The sequence below is a fragment of the Massilia glaciei genome (assembly GCF_003011895.2).
In the GTDB taxonomy this organism is placed as follows: domain Bacteria; phylum Pseudomonadota; class Gammaproteobacteria; order Burkholderiales; family Burkholderiaceae_D; genus Telluria_A; species Telluria_A glaciei.
Window position 1 is genome coordinate 1 of record NZ_PXWF02000045.1, and the last position, 15,932, is coordinate 15,932.

Below are 15,932 nucleotides of genomic sequence, written 5' to 3' on the forward strand. Positions count from 1 at the left end.
GGCCAGCGCGGCGTCGCGCGCCTGCTTCTCGGCGCCCGGGGTGCCGGCCGGGGCCTGCCCCTTGAGGCGCAGGCTGCCCGTGCCCGACAGCGGACTGGCCGCGCGCGCGCGCCCGACCGGCACCCGCGCGCTGCCGTTGGCGGCCAGCCGCGTGCTGGCCGAGCCGGTCATCTGGGTGCCCTTTTCGATCACGAAGGTCGCGTCCGCGTCCTTGCCCAGCACCTGCACCAGGTAGGGCATGATCTGGCGCAGCGTCGGCTCGAGCGTGTACGGCGGGTTGAGGATGAACATGCCGCTGCTGTGCAAGCCGAAGCCGTCGGGGCCGGGGGTGGTCACGGTCAGCGTGACGTTGAGCCACTCCTTGGCCGGCAGGCGCTTGAGCTTGTCGGCGAACACGCGCGACTCCATGCGCTGGAGCAGCGGATACCAGACCGCGTAGATTCCAGTCGGAAAGCGCTCGAGCGCGTCCTCCAGCGCGTCGCGCACCTTGCGGTAGTCCTGCTTGTCCTCGTACGGCGGGTCGATCAGGACCATCGCGCGGCGCGACGGCGGCGGCAGCAGCGTCTTGAGGCCGTGGAAGCCGTCGCCGCGCTCGATCAGCACCCGCTTGCCGCGCGTGCTCGGGCGCTCGCCCTGGGCCGCGGCGTGCTCGGCGACCTTGCGGAAATTATCGGCCAGCAGCTTGCTGTCGGCGGGATGGAGCTCGAACAGGCGCAGGCGGTCCTGCTCGCGCATGAACTTGTCGGCGCAATACGGCGAACCGGGGTAGTAGCGCATCTTGCCGCTCGGGTTGAGCGCCTTGACCAGGTTGACGTAGTCGGCCAGCGGCTTGGGCAGGTCCTTGCGCTCCCACAACGGGCCGATGCCGGTTTCGTACTCGGCGTTCTTGGACGCGTAGCCGCCGTCGAGCGCGTACACGCCGGCGCCCGAGTGGGTGTCGATGTAGGTGTAGGCGGTGTCTTTCTGATTGAGGTATTCGTGCAGCTGGATTTGCACGAAATGCTTCAGAACGTCGGCGTGATTACCCGCGTGAAAGGCGTGGCGGTAGCTCAACATAGCAAGGGATTTCCATAAAAAGGGGTGTCGACGGCGCGCGCGTCCCCTCGGCGGGGAGTGCGGAATTAACACCATTATCTACCAAAATGGCCTCCGGCCCGATATTATCGGCTGTTCCGGCCGCCGCCGGCGCCGCCGGCGGGCATCCGGCGGCGCCGCGCGCCACCGCGCCTCGCGTGGCCCAAAAGCAACAATTATTGTGCTATTGGTATGGATGTGCGTGCCACATAGAACGAATTGGCGTATAAGGAACACTGGGCGACCGATATTTACCAGGAGAAAGAAGATGGGAAATCACTCCGCGCAGGAATCCAGGAACCCAACCACCATGGCCCCGGCGGCGGAAGCGGCGGCCGCGCCGCCGCTGTGGGCCGACCTGATCTGCCGCCACCTGATCGAGGTCGAATCGACGGCGCAAGGCGACGCCCCGGCGCGCTTCCAGAGCTCGATCCACCAGCGCCGCATCGGCGACGTCGACATCGCCCACATCGAGGCGCACGGCCAGTGCGTGATCCGCACCAAGGCCGTCCTCGCGCGCGACAACCGCGAGCATTTCCTGCTCAGCATCCAGCGCAGCGGCACCGGCGTGCTGCGCCAGGACGGGCGCGAGGCGCTGCTGCGCAAGGGCGAGATGGCGTTTTGCAGCAGCAAGCGCTGCTACGAGCTCGCGTTCGACGCCTCGTTCGAGCAGACGGTGATCATTTTTCCGGCCGACGTGGTCTGCGCGATCCGCCCCGGGGTCGAGGCGCTGGCCGGGCTCACGCTCGACGTCGGCAATCCGCTGCTGCGCGTGTTGCGCGAAACCGCCGACCGCTTCTTCGAGACCGCGTTCGAGCGCCGCGGCGCGGTCAGCAAGGAACACGCGGCCGAAAAGCTGTGCCATCTGTTCGCCGCCGCGCTGGCCGAATCGGGCTTCGCGCTGGACGCGCACCCGATGGCCTCGCCGATGATGCTCGAGCGGCGCTGACGGGGCCGGCGCCCTCCCCGTCACGCCGGCCGCTCCAAGCGACCCGGTGCAAGCGACCCCGCTTCAAGCGACCCGCTTCTCGTCGAAGAACTGCGCCTTCCCGGTCGAGCCGTGCTAGGGCGTGGCCGAGCTTTGATGCTGCCCGATGGTCTGGGCGACGGCGTCGAAGTAGCCCGTGCCCACCTCGCGCTGGTGCTTGACGGCCGTGAAGCCCTTGGCGGCGGCGGCGAATTCGGCCTCCTGCAATTCGACGAAGGCCGTCATCTGGCGCCGCGCGTAGCCGTGCGCGAGCTTGAACATGCCATAGTTGAGCGCGTTGAAGCCGGCCAGCGTGACGAATTGGAACTTGTACCCCATCGCGCCGAGCTCCTTCTGGAACTTGGCGATCGTCGCGTCGTCGAGGTTTTTCTTCCAGTTGAACGAGGGCGAGCAGTTATAGGCGAGCATCTTGCCGGGAAATTTCGCGTGCACGGCCTCGGCGAAGCGCTTGGCGAAGGCGAGGTCCGGCTTGCCCGTCTCGCACCAGACCAGGTCTGCGAACGGGGCGTAGGCGATCGCGCGCGCGACGGCTTGTTCGATCCCGGGCCGGGTTTTATAAAAGCCCTCGACCGTGCGTTCGCCGGTGCAGAACTGCTGGTCGCGCGCGTCGATGTCGGACGTCAGGAGGTCGGCCGCCTCGGCGTCGGTGCGCGCGATCACGAGCGTCGGGGTGCCCATGACGTCGGCCGCGAGGCGCGCCGCGGCCAGTTTCTCGACCGCTTCGCGGGTCGGCACCAGCACCTTGCCGCCCATGTGGCCGCATTTTTTCACCGAGGCCAGCTGGTCTTCGAAGTGGACCCCGGCCGCGCCCGCGTCGATCATCGTCTTCATCAGTTCGTAGGCGTTGAGCGCGCCGCCGAAACCGGCTTCGGCGCCGGCCACGATGGGGGCGAAGTAATCGATGTCGCCCTTGCCTTCGGCCCATTGGATCTGGTCGGCGCGCAGGAAGGCGTTGTTAATGCGGCGCACCACCAGCGGCACCGAATTGGCCGGATACAGCGACTGGTCCGGGTACATCTCGCCGGCCGCGTTGGCGTCGCCGGCCACCTGCCAGCCCGACAGGTAGACCGCCTTCAAGCCCGCCTTGACCTGCTGCAAGGCCTGGTTGCCCGTCACGGCGCCGAGCGCGTTGACGTAGGACTCGTGGTTGAACAGGCTCCATAATTTCTCGGCGCCGCGCTTGGCGAGCGTGTGTTCGATCGCGAGCGATCCGCGCAGCCGCACCACGTCGGCTGCCGTGTAATTGCGCACCACGCCCGTCCAGCGCGGATTGCCGTCCCAGTCTGCCTGCAAGGCTGCCGCCTGCTGTTCACGCGTTGCCATGGTGTCCTCCTAGATGCGATATTGAAAAGCGAAATCCTTCTACAAATCATAGGCTTGTTTGTGCATGGCAGCAATTGTCTTATATAAGACATATAAGCCAGTTAAATCGATTAATAATCAAACGTTTGAAAAAGCAATCCCACGATGCGGAACAAAATTTCTCACAATGGAAGATGTTTTCGGCAAGGATTCGGGCATCATCCCATGATGCGGAATGCTGGTCCTGTCAGATGAAATGGCGCCGATTGACTGCGCAGGTGCGCGGGCGCGGTCCGGGCGAGGCGGCGCCGGCACGCGGCATCGGCAAGTGGAATCGGCATGGAATCGGCATAAAATATGCTTGCGTTAACTATGCCCGCCTTGCCCACCTTCCACTAACGATTGGACCTGCCATGACTTTTTTCACGACCGACCTGTGCGACGAACATCCCCAACTGCTCGAGGAGGGCCTCCTGCACGCGCTGCCGCCGGTGTTCCGGCGCTTCGGGCAACGCGCCAGCTTCAGCGGGCGCGCCACGACCTTGAAGGTGTTCGAGGATAACGCGTTGGTGCGCTCGACGCTCGAAGCGCCCGGCAACGGCAACGTGCTCGTCATCGACGGCGGCGCCAGCTTGCGGCGCGCGCTCGTCGGCGGCCAACTGGCGGTGCTGGCCAGGGACCGGGGTTGGGCCGGGATCATCGTCGACGGCTGCGTGCGCGACAGCGCCGAGATCGACGCCTGCGACATCGGCGTGCGCGCGCTCGCCACGCATCCGCAGCGCAGCGGCAGGAGCGGCGCGGGCACGCGCAACGAGCGCGTGTTCATCAGTGGCGTGGCGGTCAATCCGGGCGATTGGATTTACGCCGACCTTGACGGGGTGCTGGTGGCGGCGCAAAAGCTCGACTGAGAGGCTGAGAGTCTTTCGATCACGCCCGAAAAACTCTCAGCCTCTGAGGCGGGCGCGGGAAGGCAAAAACCGGCGCCCGTCAAACGCTTTGGTCGCAACAGAAATAGTGTTGATTGAACTTGTCCAGCAATAGCCAACATCGTCCTCGCGGATGCGAGGACCCATAGAACAGTTGCTTTGAGCTACCGTTCCATGGATCCCCGCATCCGGATGACGTCGTTGTCGGAGCGGCGGCCGGCTCAGAGGCTGAGAGTTTTTCGGACGTGGCCGAGCAGCGCGCCAGAAGGTGGCCGATCGAGGCGCAAAGCACAGCCATAGCTCGGGCTATGGCGAGCATTTGCAACGACGAGCGGGCGCTTTCCGGCGAGCTGAGCGGGCATGGTCGAAAGACTCTCAGCCTCTCAGGCTTCGGCGGGCGCCTTGCTCAGGTACGGCCCCCCGGCCTGATCGGCCGGCGCGGCGTCGAACGCGATGTGCCCGTCGCGCACGCGCACCGGCACCACGTCCTTCGGCCCGAACCGCCCCGACAGGATCAGCTTCGACAGCGGATTTTCGATCTGCTGCTGGATCGCGCGCTTGAGCGGGCGCGCGCCGTACACGGGGTCGTAGCCGGCCTCGGCGATTTTTTGCAGGGCCTCGTCGGACATGTCGAGCGTCATCTCCATCTTGCCCAGGCGCTGCTCGAGGTGCTTGAGCTGGATCTTGGCGATCGCGCCGATGTGCTTCTCGTCGAGCGCGTGGAACACGACGATCTCGTCGATCCGGTTGATGAACTCGGGCCGGAAATGCGAGCGCACCTCGGCCATGACGGCCAGCTTGACCACGCCCGGGTCGTCGCTGTCCATCGACTGGATCTTGTGCGAGCCGAGGTTCGAGGTCATCACGATGACGGTGTTTTTGAAGTCGACCGTGCGGCCCTGCCCGTCCGTCATGCGGCCGTCATCCAACACCTGCAGCAGCACGTTGAACACGTCCTGGTGCGCCTTTTCGATCTCGTCAAACAAAATCACGCTGTACGGTTTGCGCCGCACCGCCTCGGTCAGGTAGCCGCCCTCGTCGTAGCCGACGTAGCCCGGCGGCGCGCCCAGCAGGCGCGCGACCGAATGCTTCTCCATGAATTCGCTCATGTCGATGCGGATCATCGACTCCTCGGTGTCGAACAGGAACGAGGCGAGCGACTTGCACAGCTCCGTCTTGCCGACCCCCGTGGGCCCGAGGAACATGAACGAGCCGTACGGGCGGTTCGGGTCGCCCAGGCCGGCGCGCGAACGCCGGATCGCGTCGGCCACGGCGGTGATCGCCTCATCCTGGCCGACCACCCGCTCGTGCAGCTTTTCCTCGATGTGCAGCAGCTTGTCGCGCTCGCCCTGCAGCATGCGCGAGACCGGGATGCCGGTCGCACGCGAGACCACCTCGGCGATCTCCTCGGCCCCGACCTGGGTGCGCAGCAGGCGCGGCTTGTCGGCCGCGGCGCCGGTCTCGGCGGCGGTGTCGGCGTGCTTGAGGCGCGCCTCGAGCTCGGGCAGCCTGCCGTACTGGAGCTCCGAGACCCGCTGCCAGTTGCTCTCGCGCGTGGCCTGCTCCATCTGCAGGCGCACCCGCTCGATCTCCTCCTTGATGTGGGTGCTGCCCTGCACCACCGCCTTTTCGGCCTTGAGGATCTCCTCGAAGTCGTTATACTCGCGCTCGAGGCGCGCGATCTCGGCCTCGATGAGCTCGATGCGGCGGCGCGAGGCCTCGTCCTTCTCCTTCTTGACGGCCTCGCGCTCGATCTTGAGCTGGATGATGCGCCGCTCGAGCTTGTCCATGACCTCGGGCTTGGAGTCGATCTCGATCTTGATCTTGGAGGCCGCCTCGTCGATCAGGTCGATCGCCTTGTCGGGCAGGAAGCGGTCGGTGATGTAGCGGTGCGACAGCTCGGCGGCGGCGATGATGGCCGCGTCGGTGATCTCGACCTTGTGGTGCAGCTCGTATTTGTCCTGCAGCCCGCGCAGGATCGAGATGGTGGCCTCGACGCTGGGCTCGTCGACGATGATCTTCTGGAAGCGGCGCTCGAGCGCGGCGTCCTTTTCGATGTATTTGCGGTATTCGTCGAGCGTGGTCGCGCCCACGCAGTGCAGCTCGCCGCGCGCGAGCGCCGGCTTGAGCATGTTGCCCGCGTCCATGGAACCCTCGGCCTTGCCGGCGCCGACCATCGTGTGCATCTCGTCGATGAAGACGATGGTCTGGCCCTCGTCCTGGGCCAGCTCCTTGAGCACGGCCTTGAGGCGCTCCTCGAACTCGCCGCGGAACTTGGCGCCGGCCACCAGCGCTGCCATGTCGAGCGAGAGCACGCGCTTGCCCTTGAGCGACTCGGGCACCTCGCCGTTGATGATGCGCTGGGCCAGGCCCTCGACGATGGCGGTCTTGCCCACCCCCGGCTCGCCGATCAGCACCGGGTTGTTCTTGGTGCGCCGCTGCAGCACCTGGATCGCGCGCCGGATCTCGTCGTCGCGCCCGATGACCGGGTCGAGCTTGCCCAGGCGGGCGCGCTCGGTCAGGTCGATCGTGTATTTTTTGAGCGCCTCGCGCTGGCCCTCGGCCTCCTGCGAATTGACGCCCTCGCCGCCGCGCACCGCCTGCACCGCCGTCTCGAGCGCCTTGCGCGTCAGGCCGGCCTCGCGCGCGAGGCGCCCAGCGTCGGATTTGTCGTCGGTCAGCGCGAGCAGGATCATTTCGCTCGAAACGAACTGGTCGCCGCGCTTTTGCGCCTCTTTGTCGGCCAGGTTGAGCATGGCCATGAGCTCGCGGCCGACCTGGGTCTCGCCGCCCGTGCCCGAGACCTTGGGCAGGCGCTCGAACGCGGCCTTGAGCCCGTTGCTCAGGGCGCCGACATTGGTGCCGGCGCGCTGCAGCAGCGAGCGCGCGCCGCCGTCGTCCTGGCCGAGCAGGGCCGCGAGCAGGTGGACCGGTTCGATGTATTGGTTCTCGTTGCCGACTGCCAGGCTTTGCGCATCGGAGATGGCCTCCTGGAGCTTGGTGGTGAGTTTGTCTTGCCGCATGGTGTTGCTCCCGATTGTGTCTGGTTTATACAGAACAGATTGGGATGGAGCGCGGCATTTTCAATACAATAATGGCGCCCCTGGGCGCCATTATTGTCAAAATTGTCAGGATTGTCAGGACCGACGGGGTCGACCCGTGACAAATTTAGTCCATGGCCCTGCCGGCCGGTCCCGCCTGGGCGTCGGCCAGCGCGATGTCGCGCACGTTCTTTTGCACCGCGACGGCGCCGAACAGGGCCAGCACGAACGACATGGCAAAAAAGCCCTTCTCGCTCGACGCCAGCGTCGCGTTCCACAGGCCGACCGTCAGCAGCAGCAGGCACATCCCGACCGAGATCCAGCACAGGCCAAAGTAGATGCCGGTGACCTTGATGCCCTCGAGCCGGTCGCGCACCGATTTTTGCAACGAGACCGAGGCGAACAGGCCGTACATGAGCAAAGTCAGGTAGTACCCCTTCTCATTGAGCCCCATGGCCGCGTTCCAGACGCCGACCAGATAGACGCCCGCGCCGATCGCCATCGCGAGCCAGGAGGCGCCGACGAAGGCGCCGGTGGGACGGTTGGATTGCTGTGTTGACATGGTTTTATTCCTTCCAGGTGGTTGTGACGCGGGACGACAGGACTCGGGACGACGGGACTCAGGACGACGGGACTCAGGACGACAAGGCGCGCCAGGTGGCATACCCGGCGATGCAACAAACAATCGAACCGGCCAGGTGCAGGGCCGAATGGCCCAGCGCCCAGCCGTACTGGCCGCGCTCGAGCAGCAGCATGGCCTCGCCCGAAAAGGACGAAAACGTGGTCAGCCCGCCGAGCAGGCCGGTGATGGCGAACAAGCGCCATTCGGGTCCGAGGCCCGGATGGGCCGCGAACACGCCCATCAGCAGGCCGACGCCAAAGCCGCCGCCCAGGTTGGCGGCCACGGTGCCCAGCGGCAGGTGCGGGTGCAGGTGGTTGAGCCACAACGACAGGCCCCAGCGCAGCCACGCGCCGAGCGCCGCGCCGAGCCCGACCGCCAGCCAGCTCATTGGCCGGCGGACCAACGCGACAGCGCGTGGTCGTCGCTGACGCGGGCGTCGACCCAGCGCGCGCCTTCCGGCGTCTGCTCCTTCTTCCAAAACGGGGCCTCGGTCTTGAGGTAGTCGATGATGAATTCGCAGGCCGCGAAGGCGTCGCCGCGGTGCGCCGAGCTGCACGCGACGAGCACGATCTGCTCGGCCGGCAGCAACGGGCCGATGCGGTGCACCACGCGCGCGCCGAGCAGCGGCCAGCGCGCCATCGCGCGCGCGACGATCTGCTCGATCGACTTTTCGGTCATGCCGGGGTAGTGCTCGAGCTCCATCGCGGCCACGCTGGCACCCTCGTTCATGTCGCGCACCGTGCCCACGAAGCTGACCACTGCGCCGGCGCTGGCGTCACCGGCGCGCAGCAGGGCCAGTTCGGCCGTGAGGTCGAAGTCGGCGCGCTGGACCCGCACCTGGCCGGCCTGCGCATTGCGCTGAGCATCGAGCTGAGCATCGAGCTGAGCATCGAGCCGCGCATCGGGCTGCGCATTGGGCTGCGGATTCACGCGCGGTCCTTGCCGACGCGCGAAAACAGCTGCTCGATGCGGCTCGCGGTGCGCTCGTCGAGCAGCGCCGGCATCGCGCACAGCTGCACGAACTGGGCCGCCTCGGTCAGCGGCTTGCTGCCCGACTTGAGCGAGGACTGCAGCACCTCGACCTGCAGCTTGAGGCGCTCGCGCGCAAACTCGCTGCCGCTGTCGACGCCGAGCGCGATCTCGAGGCGCAGCACTTCGCGCATCAGGCGCTCGCGGTTGCCCGCCAGCGCGGCGGCGTAGGCCTCGCGGCCGTTTTCGAGCGCGCCCAGGGCGGCGTCGAAGCGCTGTTGCAGCGCGCGCTCGTACTCCTTGGCCAGCGGCGCCAGGGCGGACCAGCGCGCGCTCCAGTCGGCGCCGCCGCCGGCGCCGCCCTGCCCCTCCACGGCCGCTTCGAGGGCCTGGCACAGGCGCAGCTTTTCGCGCAGCGCGCCGGCCTGGGCCATGCTCGCATTGCGTTTGGCCGCGTCGAGATGTTGTTGGACGGCGGCGATCGCCTCCTGGTGGCGTTTGTCGATCCGCGCCTCGTGCGCGCGCGGCACCGGGCCGACCGCGCTCCATTCGGCGGCCGCCTCGCGCAGCAGCTTGCCGGCGCCGGCCGCGTCGAGCGTGGGCGCGGCGCTCTCGAGGCGTTCGCAGATCGCCTCTTTGGCCAGTTCGTGGGCGCGCCGCTCGGCGTCGGCCGCGTGCGCGCTCTCTTTGCGCTTGGCGAACACGGCGTCGCAGGCGGCGCGGAAGCGCACCCACAGCGCCTGCTCGGTCTTGCGCTCGAGCGGCAGCGCGCGCGCGTGCTCCTGCCAGCGCTCCTGCAGCGCGCGCAGGGTGTCGAGCGCGTTGCGCTCCTGCGCGTTGAGCGCGCCCGCCTGCGCGATCAGTTCCTCGCGCAGCGCGACCGCGCCCGAGCGCTGCCGCGCCAGCGGCGCCTGCAGCGCATCGAGGGCGGCGTCGAACTCGTGCTCGATGCGCTTTTTCTCTTTGCGGTCGATCGCGCCCAGGTGGCCCCAGGCCTGGCGCAGGCGCTGCACCGTGGCCGCGAGCTGCTTCCAGTCGGCGTTTTCGGCGCCGGCCAGCTCGGCCGCGTGCTTGGCAGCCTCGGCCACCAGCGCCTGCGCCTTGGCGGCGTTGGCCTGGCGCTCCCCGGCCAGCTGCTTGAAGTGGGCGGCGGCGGGCGCGTAGGCGGTGGTGCAGGCGGCGTCGAAACGCTCCCACAGGCTCCGCGGGGCAGGGCCGGACAGGGTGTCGAGGCCCTTCCAGCGCTCGCGCATGCTGCCGACTTTTTTGGCCAGCTCGGCGATTCCGAGTTGCAGCGCCGGCAGTTGCTCGACCGCCTTGACCAGTTCCTCGCGCGAGACGTTGCCGCCCCAGCGCGCCCAGTCCGACAAGCGTTTGAGTTCGGCGCGCGCGTGCGCCAGGCGCTCGGAGACGGCCGGCGGCAGGCGCACGCCCTTGACATCCTTGAGCACCTTGTCGAGTTCGCCCGCGTTGGCGAGCGATCCGTTTTCGACCGCCGCCTCCATCGCCTCGAGCGTGTCGAGGAAGTGTTGGTCGGGCGGCAGCGCCGGGGCCGCGGGCCGCTTCTCGCGCGGGGCCCTGGGCGCCGGGGCGGCGCCGGCCGGGGATGGGGCCGGCGCGGCGGCGCCTGCATTGGTACCGAAATCGGTGGCGGCGCCGGTGGCAGCATCGGTAGCGGCATCGGTAGCGGCATCGGAGGCGGCATCGGTGGCGGCGCCCTCGGACGGGTCCGACGCCGCCGACGGGTCCCCAGCCGCTGGCGCCGACGAGGCGGGCGCCGCATCGGGCGCCGCCTGTTGCTGGGGCCGCGCGGCGAGCGCCTGGGTCAGCCGCGCATGCTCGGCCGCGAATTCCCTGAGCAGGGTGCGCGGCAGCGTCGCGTGTTCGGGCGCGGCCAGGGCCGCCGCGTGGGACCCGGCCAGATCGTCGAGGCGCTGCGCCAGCTCGGCGGCCGGCATGGCGTCATCGCCGAGCTGGCGCAGGCTGGCCAGGCTGTCGATCACGCCGCGCTGGAGTGCCACCTGCGCCCCGAGCCGCTCGGCCAGGGCCGCGCGCGCGGCCGCGAAACGGTCCCCGAGCTCGGGCGCTGCGATGACCGACCAGGCACGGTCGAGCGCGGCCACCTGGTTGGGCGTGAGCTGGGCGTCGGCGAGCATGGCGTCGGCCTGCGCCAGGCAGGCCTGCGCCTTGGCGATCTCGGCGTCGTGGTGGCGGATCGCGTCGAGCCGCGACTGCATCAGCTTGGCGACGCGGCGGTCGGTGTTGCGCATCGCGGCGTGCACGCGCTCGAGGTGGACCGGGGAATGGATGAACTCGGCCGCGGCAAGGCGCAACTCGGAAAACGTCGATTGCACGATGAAGTCGGCGGCGGCGGCTTCGTCGCCGGCCAGCGCCTTGACCTTGTCGGCCTGCTGCGCGCGCTGCGCGGCGGCCTCGTTTGGCTGGTTCAGCGGCACGCTTGGCGCGGCAGGCGCGGCGGCGGGCTTGTCGCCCGGCCGCTTGAAAAGGAATTCGAACATGACGTGGGATCAATCATTCAAAACCACCATCATAGCAAGAACTCGGGGGGCAAACGGTGCGATCGTCATCGTCGCGCTTGGCGCTACCGGCCGTAGTGGCGGGCGCACGCCGCGTCGGGGCCGCGTCGGGGCCGTGGCGCGGGGCGTCGGTGCCGTGGCCCGGCGCGCCAGCGGCGCCGGCGACAGTGGCCGGCCCCGGCCTTGCGCCGTCAATGGGCATAGACGGCCGAAAACGGATCGTCGTGCAGGTGTTCGACCTCGGTACGGGGCGCGCGCGCGCGGCCTCGCTTGCCGGCGGCGGCGGCCGGCGCCGCCGTCGCCTTGCTCTCCTGGCGGTGGGCGTCGTGCGCGAGCATTTGGTTGGCGAGGGAGAACCAGGTCTCGCCCGAGATGACGGCGCGCGCGACGGGGAACAGTTCTTTCTCTTCGCGTTCGAGGCGTTTGAGCAGCGCGCTGCAGAATGTTTCGACGCAGGCGCAGAAGTTGGCGACCTTCGCCTCGCAGTCGACCATGGTGCCGCCGAGGCCGTCGGAGAGCGCCTCCATCGACTTGGCGGCGGCCTGGCTCAGGCAGTCGAGGTCGGGCAGGAGTTGATCGGCGTCGTGCGTGGTGCGCCGGATGGCGGGGATGAGGAACATTTCGATCTTGCGCCAGCGGCAGGTGTCGTAAAGGCGCTGGACTGCGTGGAAAGTGTGGTTGACCTGGCCTTGGGTCAATGCGGTTTGGGTCAGGAAGTTCGATTGCAGTAGCTTTTGCAGGGTTTGCAGGCTCACGCGGACGCTCGCTTGTTCAACCGATAGCGCAACCAATGTATAAGTCGCCGTTAACATTCGCTCTCCTCAGAAATATCACACCTGCACAAGACCGGGCCGCTTCGGTGGCGGCTGGCAGTTGGCGGGGAGTTTGGACAGGCTTGGAACTCGTTATGCTTGCATTGCTCCGTAAGCCCGGAGAAACCAGTGTAAAGAACTCCGACATGCGCGGTTTGATCTAGCACAAGCGCCGGCCGGCCCCTTGGCGCCCTGAACGCGCGTGCATTTCGGGCGGGCTGAACTTATTTTGGACCCGCCGCAGACCAACTAATCGTCCGCCGGCGCGCCCTGCGCCAGCGCCGCCTCGAGCGCCGGAGCGAACCCGGCCGGCAGCGTGCGCGTGACGGTGACGCGCGGGCAGCCATGCCAGCGCGCGCAACGCGCCAGCGCGGCGGCGATGTCGCGCGTGAAGCGCGCGCTCGCGCGCTCGCCCGGCTCGAGCACCAGCGACTTGAGTTCGAACACGCCGTCGCGCCGGTGCGCCTTGGCGTCGACCCTGCCCACCAGCGCGCCGCGGCGCAGCAACGGCAGCGTGAAGTAGCCGTACCGGCGCTTTTCGGCCGGGGTGTAGCATTCGAGCCGGTAGTCGAAGCCGAACAGCTCGAGCGCGCGGCGCCGGTCCCACACCACCGGGTCGAACGGCGACAGCACGCTCGTCAGGGTGGGCGCGAGTTCGCCGGCCAGCGCGCGCAGCGCCGGCGCCATGTGCTCGGGATGGACGTACACCGGCTCGTCCCAGCCCTGCACGCGCGCGCGCAGCAGGGCGCCCTCGGCCACCAGCGCCTCGGGGTCGACGTGCGGGCGCCGGGTGCGGTGGTAGTCGGGGATCCAGGCCGCCTTGCAGATGCCGATCGCCTTGACCGCGCGCAGCGCGAACTGGCGCTGCACCGCAGCGTCGGACGGCTTGTCCGCCTCGTCCCAGCCCGGGTGCACGCGCTCGGCCAGGTCGTACACGCGCTGGAAGTTGTGGCGCCGCGCGATCATCAGCGCGCCCGACGTGAACAGCACCTCGAGCGAGCGTTTTTCGGGCTTCCAGCCCCACCAGGCGCCGGCCTGGCCGTCGGTGCGCTCGAAATCGGCCGAGCGGGTCGGGCCGTTGTGGCGGATGTGCGCCAGCACCGCCTCGACCTCGCCGGCGCGCTCGCGCATCCAGCTCTCGGAATACTTCCAGCCCATCTTGGCCGGGTCGAGCATGCGGTGCCGGTACAGGCCGTAGTCCTCGATCGGCACGAAGCAGGCCTCGTGCGCCCAGTATTCGAACAGCCGGCCCTCGGCCAGGTGCTGCTCGAGCCAGGCCGGCTCGTAGTCGCCGAGACGGCTCCACAGCACCAGGTAGGGGCTGCGCGCGACGACGCTGATGGTGTCGATCTGGAGCACGCCCATGGCGCGGATGGCGTCCATCAGGTCGGCCTTGACCGCCCTGCGGCGGCGCGGCGCGAGCATGCCCTGGGCCGCGAGGTGCAGCGCGCGCGCCGCCGCGATGGTGAATGTCGGTTCGTTCATCCCAGCATTCTAGTCATGCCGCGCCCGCCATGCGCGCGCCGCCCGGTATTTATTTGGCGGACCCGCCGGGGCGGCGGCGATCGCGGCGCAATCGCGGCGCAACCGCGGCCGTGGCGCGCCCCGCGCCGGCGCCGCGTTGCGCTATAGTGCAGGCTTGGCTCCCCCTACAAGCACAATGATGCGCCTGCTGCACACCTCCGACTGGCACCTCGGCCAGACCCTGCACAATTTCGAACGCGGCTACGAGCACCAGTGCTTCCTCGACTGGCTGCTCGACACCATCGTGGCCGAGCAGGCCGACGCGCTGCTGGTCGCCGGCGACGTGTTCGACAACGCCAACCCCTCGGCCGCGGCGCAAAAGCAGTTGTACCGCTTCCTGCAGCAGGCGCGCCAGCGCGCGCCGCGGCTCGACATCGTCATCATCGCCGGCAACCACGATTCGCCCGGCCGCATCGAGGCGCCCGCGCCCCTGCTCGAGGCGTACGGCACGGCCGTGATCGGGCACGTGCTGCGCGACGCCGGCGGCCAGATCGACATCGAACGCATGCTCGTGCCGCTGAGCGACAAGTCGGGCGCGGTGCGCGCCTGGTGCCTGGCGATCCCGTTCCTGCGCCCGGGCGACGTGCCGCGCGCGGGCGCGGGCGCGGCCGAGGCGGCGCCGGCCGACCAGTATTTGGACGGCATCGCCCTGCTCTACCGGCAGGCCTACGCGCTGGCCGACGCGCGCCGCGCGCCGGGCCAGGCGATCGTCGCGATGGGCCACTGCCACATGGTCGACGGCCAGGCCTCGCTCGAGTCGGAGCGCCGCATCGTCATCGGCGGCGCCGAGGCGCTGCCGGCGGCCGTGTTCGACCCGGGCATCGCGTACGTGGCGCTGGGCCACCTGCACCTAGCCCAGCGCGTCGGCCAGCGCGGGCAGGTGCGCTACAGCGGCAGCCCGCTGCCGCTCTCGTTCGCCGAGGTCGGCTACCGGCACCAGGTGCTGCGGGTCGACCTGGCCGCCGACGGCGCCGCCGCCGCGGTCAGCGCGCTGCCGGTGCCGCGCGCGGTGCAACTGCTGCGGGTGCCGGCCAGCCCGGCCCCGCTGGAGACGGCGCTGGCCGAACTGGCCGCGCTCGAGCTGGCGCCGCTGCCGCCGCACGCCCAGCCGCTGCTCGAGGTGCGGGTGCTGCTCGATGCCCCCGAGCCGGGCCTGCGCGCGCGCATCGAGGCCGCCATCGAGGGCAAGCCGGTGCGCCTGGCCAAGATCGAACCGACCCGCAGCCACCAGGGCGAGGCCGGCGGCGCGCCGGCGCTGTCGCTCGACCAGCTGGCCCAGCTCCAGCCCGACGACATCTTCAGGCGGCTGTACCTGCAGCGCTTCGGCGACGAGGCGCCGGCCGACCAGCTAAGCGCCTTCGCCGAACTGATGCTGCCGGCGGCGGGCGAGGCGCCATGAGGATCCTGCGCATCGGCGGCAAGAACCTGGCCTCGCTGGCGGGCGAGTTCTGCGTCGACTTCGAGCGCGAGCCGCTCGCGTCGAGCGGCCTGTTCGCCATCAGCGGCCCAACCGGCGCCGGCAAGAGCACCCTGCTCGACGCCCTGTGCCTGGCGCTCTACGACGCCACGCCGCGCCTGCTTCGGGGCGGGCGCGGCGGCGCCCTGCTGCCCGACGTCGGCGGCGAGACCGTCTCGGCCCAGGACCCGCGCACGCTGCTGCGGCGCGGCGCGGCCGAGGCCCATGCGGAGGTCGACTTCGTCGGCAACGACACGCTGCGCTACCGCGCGCGCTGGAGCGTGCGGCGGGCCCGCGCCAAGGCCGCCGGCGGGCTGCAAAAGTCGGCCATGACGCTGCACCAGCTGCCCGGGCTGCAAGCGATCGGCGGCACCAAGACCGAGGTCGCGGCCGAGATCGCGCAGCGCATCGGCCTCACGTTCGAGCAGTTCACGCGCGCCGTGCTGCTGGCGCAAAACGAGTTTTCGGCCTTCCTCAAGACCGAGGAGAACGAGCGCGGCGAACTGCTCGAGACGCTCACCGGCAGCGCCATCTACAGCGCCATCTCGAAGCGCGCCTTCGAACGCTACAAGGCCGAGCAGGCCGCGATGCAGCAGCTGACGCTGCGGCTGGCCGACCGCGCGCCGCTGGCCGGGCCCGAGCGCGCCGCGCTCGCCCACGCCAGCGGCGCGGCCGACGCCG

13 protein-coding genes are annotated in these 15,932 nt (G+C 69.1%); 4 read left to right on the forward strand and 9 right to left on the reverse strand.

Annotation, left to right across the window (positions count from 1 at the left end; all coding sequences use genetic code 11):
• The coding region (locus tag C7C56_RS03455; protein WP_229458018.1) for a 23S rRNA (adenine(2030)-N(6))-methyltransferase RlmJ at positions 1 to 996 on the reverse strand (996 nt) is incomplete at its 3' end.
• A gap of 388 nt (positions 997 to 1,384) precedes the next feature.
• On the opposite strand from C7C56_RS03455, the gene C7C56_RS03460 reads away from it, so the two are divergent.
• On the forward strand, positions 1,385 to 2,023 hold the full coding sequence (locus C7C56_RS03460) for a cupin domain-containing protein (protein ID WP_181373010.1): 639 nt from the start codon (positions 1,385 to 1,387) through the stop codon (positions 2,021 to 2,023).
• A 114-nt stretch (positions 2,024 to 2,137) separates the two neighbouring features.
• Here the strand turns inward: C7C56_RS03460 and aceA are convergent, their stop codons facing one another.
• On the reverse strand, positions 2,138 to 3,385 hold the full coding sequence (gene aceA / locus C7C56_RS03465) for an isocitrate lyase (RefSeq protein WP_106756103.1): 1,248 nt from the start codon (positions 3,383 to 3,385) through the stop codon (positions 2,138 to 2,140).
• A 392-nt stretch (positions 3,386 to 3,777) separates the two neighbouring features.
• Here aceA and rraA point away from each other — a divergent pair, with 392 nt between their 5' ends.
• Positions 3,778 to 4,272 (forward strand): ribonuclease E activity regulator RraA, encoded by a 495-nt coding sequence (gene rraA / locus C7C56_RS03470; protein WP_106756104.1) that lies wholly within the window; start codon positions 3,778 to 3,780, stop codon positions 4,270 to 4,272.
• A gap of 401 nt (positions 4,273 to 4,673) precedes the next feature.
• On the opposite strand, the gene clpB is transcribed toward rraA, so the two are convergent.
• The 7 genes from clpB to C7C56_RS03505 all read right to left on the reverse strand — a co-directional run bounded on the left by clpB (position 4,674) and on the right by C7C56_RS03505 (position 13,756).
• A complete protein-coding gene (gene clpB, locus C7C56_RS03475) occupies positions 4,674 to 7,313 on the reverse strand; it encodes an ATP-dependent chaperone ClpB (RefSeq protein WP_106756105.1) in 2,640 nt (879 codons plus the stop codon).
• Positions 7,314 to 7,458: 145 nt separating this feature from the next.
• Positions 7,459 to 7,893: an inner membrane protein YiaA gene (gene yiaA, locus C7C56_RS03480; protein ID WP_106756106.1), complete on the reverse strand. Its 435-nt coding sequence runs from the start codon at positions 7,891 to 7,893 to the stop codon at positions 7,459 to 7,461.
• Between the two features lie 73 nt (positions 7,894 to 7,966).
• Positions 7,967 to 8,341 carry a fluoride efflux transporter CrcB gene (gene crcB / locus C7C56_RS03485; RefSeq protein ID WP_106756107.1) on the reverse strand — a complete coding sequence of 125 codons (375 nt, stop codon included), beginning with the start codon at positions 8,339 to 8,341 and terminating at the stop codon, positions 7,967 to 7,969.
• Positions 8,338 to 8,790 carry a molybdopterin synthase catalytic subunit MoaE gene (gene moaE, locus C7C56_RS03490; protein ID WP_106756111.1) on the reverse strand — a complete coding sequence of 151 codons (453 nt, stop codon included), beginning with the start codon at positions 8,788 to 8,790 and terminating at the stop codon, positions 8,338 to 8,340. The genes crcB and moaE overlap by 4 nt, the downstream gene beginning before the upstream one ends.
• Before the next feature lie 89 nt (positions 8,791 to 8,879).
• On the reverse strand, positions 8,880 to 11,441 hold the full coding sequence (locus tag C7C56_RS03495; RefSeq protein ID WP_106756108.1) for a DUF349 domain-containing protein: 2,562 nt from the start codon (positions 11,439 to 11,441) through the stop codon (positions 8,880 to 8,882).
• A 209-nt stretch (positions 11,442 to 11,650) separates the two neighbouring features.
• On the reverse strand, positions 11,651 to 12,214 hold the full coding sequence (locus tag C7C56_RS03500; protein WP_106756109.1) for a hemerythrin domain-containing protein: 564 nt from the start codon (positions 12,212 to 12,214) through the stop codon (positions 11,651 to 11,653).
• A gap of 306 nt (positions 12,215 to 12,520) precedes the next feature.
• On the reverse strand, positions 12,521 to 13,756 hold the full coding sequence (locus C7C56_RS03505; RefSeq protein ID WP_106756110.1) for a winged helix-turn-helix domain-containing protein: 1,236 nt from the start codon (positions 13,754 to 13,756) through the stop codon (positions 12,521 to 12,523).
• A gap of 178 nt (positions 13,757 to 13,934) precedes the next feature.
• Between C7C56_RS03505 and C7C56_RS03510 the strand changes: the two genes are divergently transcribed.
• Complete coding sequence (locus tag C7C56_RS03510) at positions 13,935 to 15,194, forward strand: exonuclease SbcCD subunit D C-terminal domain-containing protein (protein WP_106756112.1); 1,260 nt, start codon at positions 13,935 to 13,937, stop codon at positions 15,192 to 15,194.
• Positions 15,191 to 15,932: AAA family ATPase (locus C7C56_RS03515; protein ID WP_146204262.1), on the forward strand; the 742-nt coding region annotated here is incomplete at its 3' end. The genes C7C56_RS03510 and C7C56_RS03515, both read left to right, overlap by 4 nt.

What these genes read in the sequence shown, in the direction of transcription:
- C7C56_RS03505 (WP_106756110.1), bottom strand. Translation starts at nt 13,756, where the DNA reads ATGAACGAACCGACATTCACCATCGCGGCGGCGCGCGCGCTGCACCTC.
- clpB (WP_106756105.1), bottom strand. Translation starts at nt 7,313, where the DNA reads ATGCGGCAAGACAAACTCACCACCAAGCTCCAGGAGGCCATCTCCGAT.
- C7C56_RS03460 (WP_181373010.1), top strand. Translation starts at nt 1,385, where the DNA reads ATGGCCCCGGCGGCGGAAGCGGCGGCCGCGCCGCCGCTGTGGGCCGAC.
- C7C56_RS03495 (WP_106756108.1), bottom strand. Translation starts at nt 11,441, where the DNA reads ATGTTCGAATTCCTTTTCAAGCGGCCGGGCGACAAGCCCGCCGCCGCG.
- aceA (WP_106756103.1), bottom strand. Translation starts at nt 3,385, where the DNA reads ATGGCAACGCGTGAACAGCAGGCGGCAGCCTTGCAGGCAGACTGGGAC.
- C7C56_RS03510 (WP_106756112.1), top strand. Translation starts at nt 13,935, where the DNA reads ATGCGCCTGCTGCACACCTCCGACTGGCACCTCGGCCAGACCCTGCAC.
- yiaA (WP_106756106.1), bottom strand. Translation starts at nt 7,893, where the DNA reads ATGTCAACACAGCAATCCAACCGTCCCACCGGCGCCTTCGTCGGCGCC.
- rraA (WP_106756104.1), top strand. Translation starts at nt 3,778, where the DNA reads ATGACTTTTTTCACGACCGACCTGTGCGACGAACATCCCCAACTGCTC.
- crcB (WP_106756107.1), bottom strand. Translation starts at nt 8,341, where the DNA reads ATGAGCTGGCTGGCGGTCGGGCTCGGCGCGGCGCTCGGCGCGTGGCTG.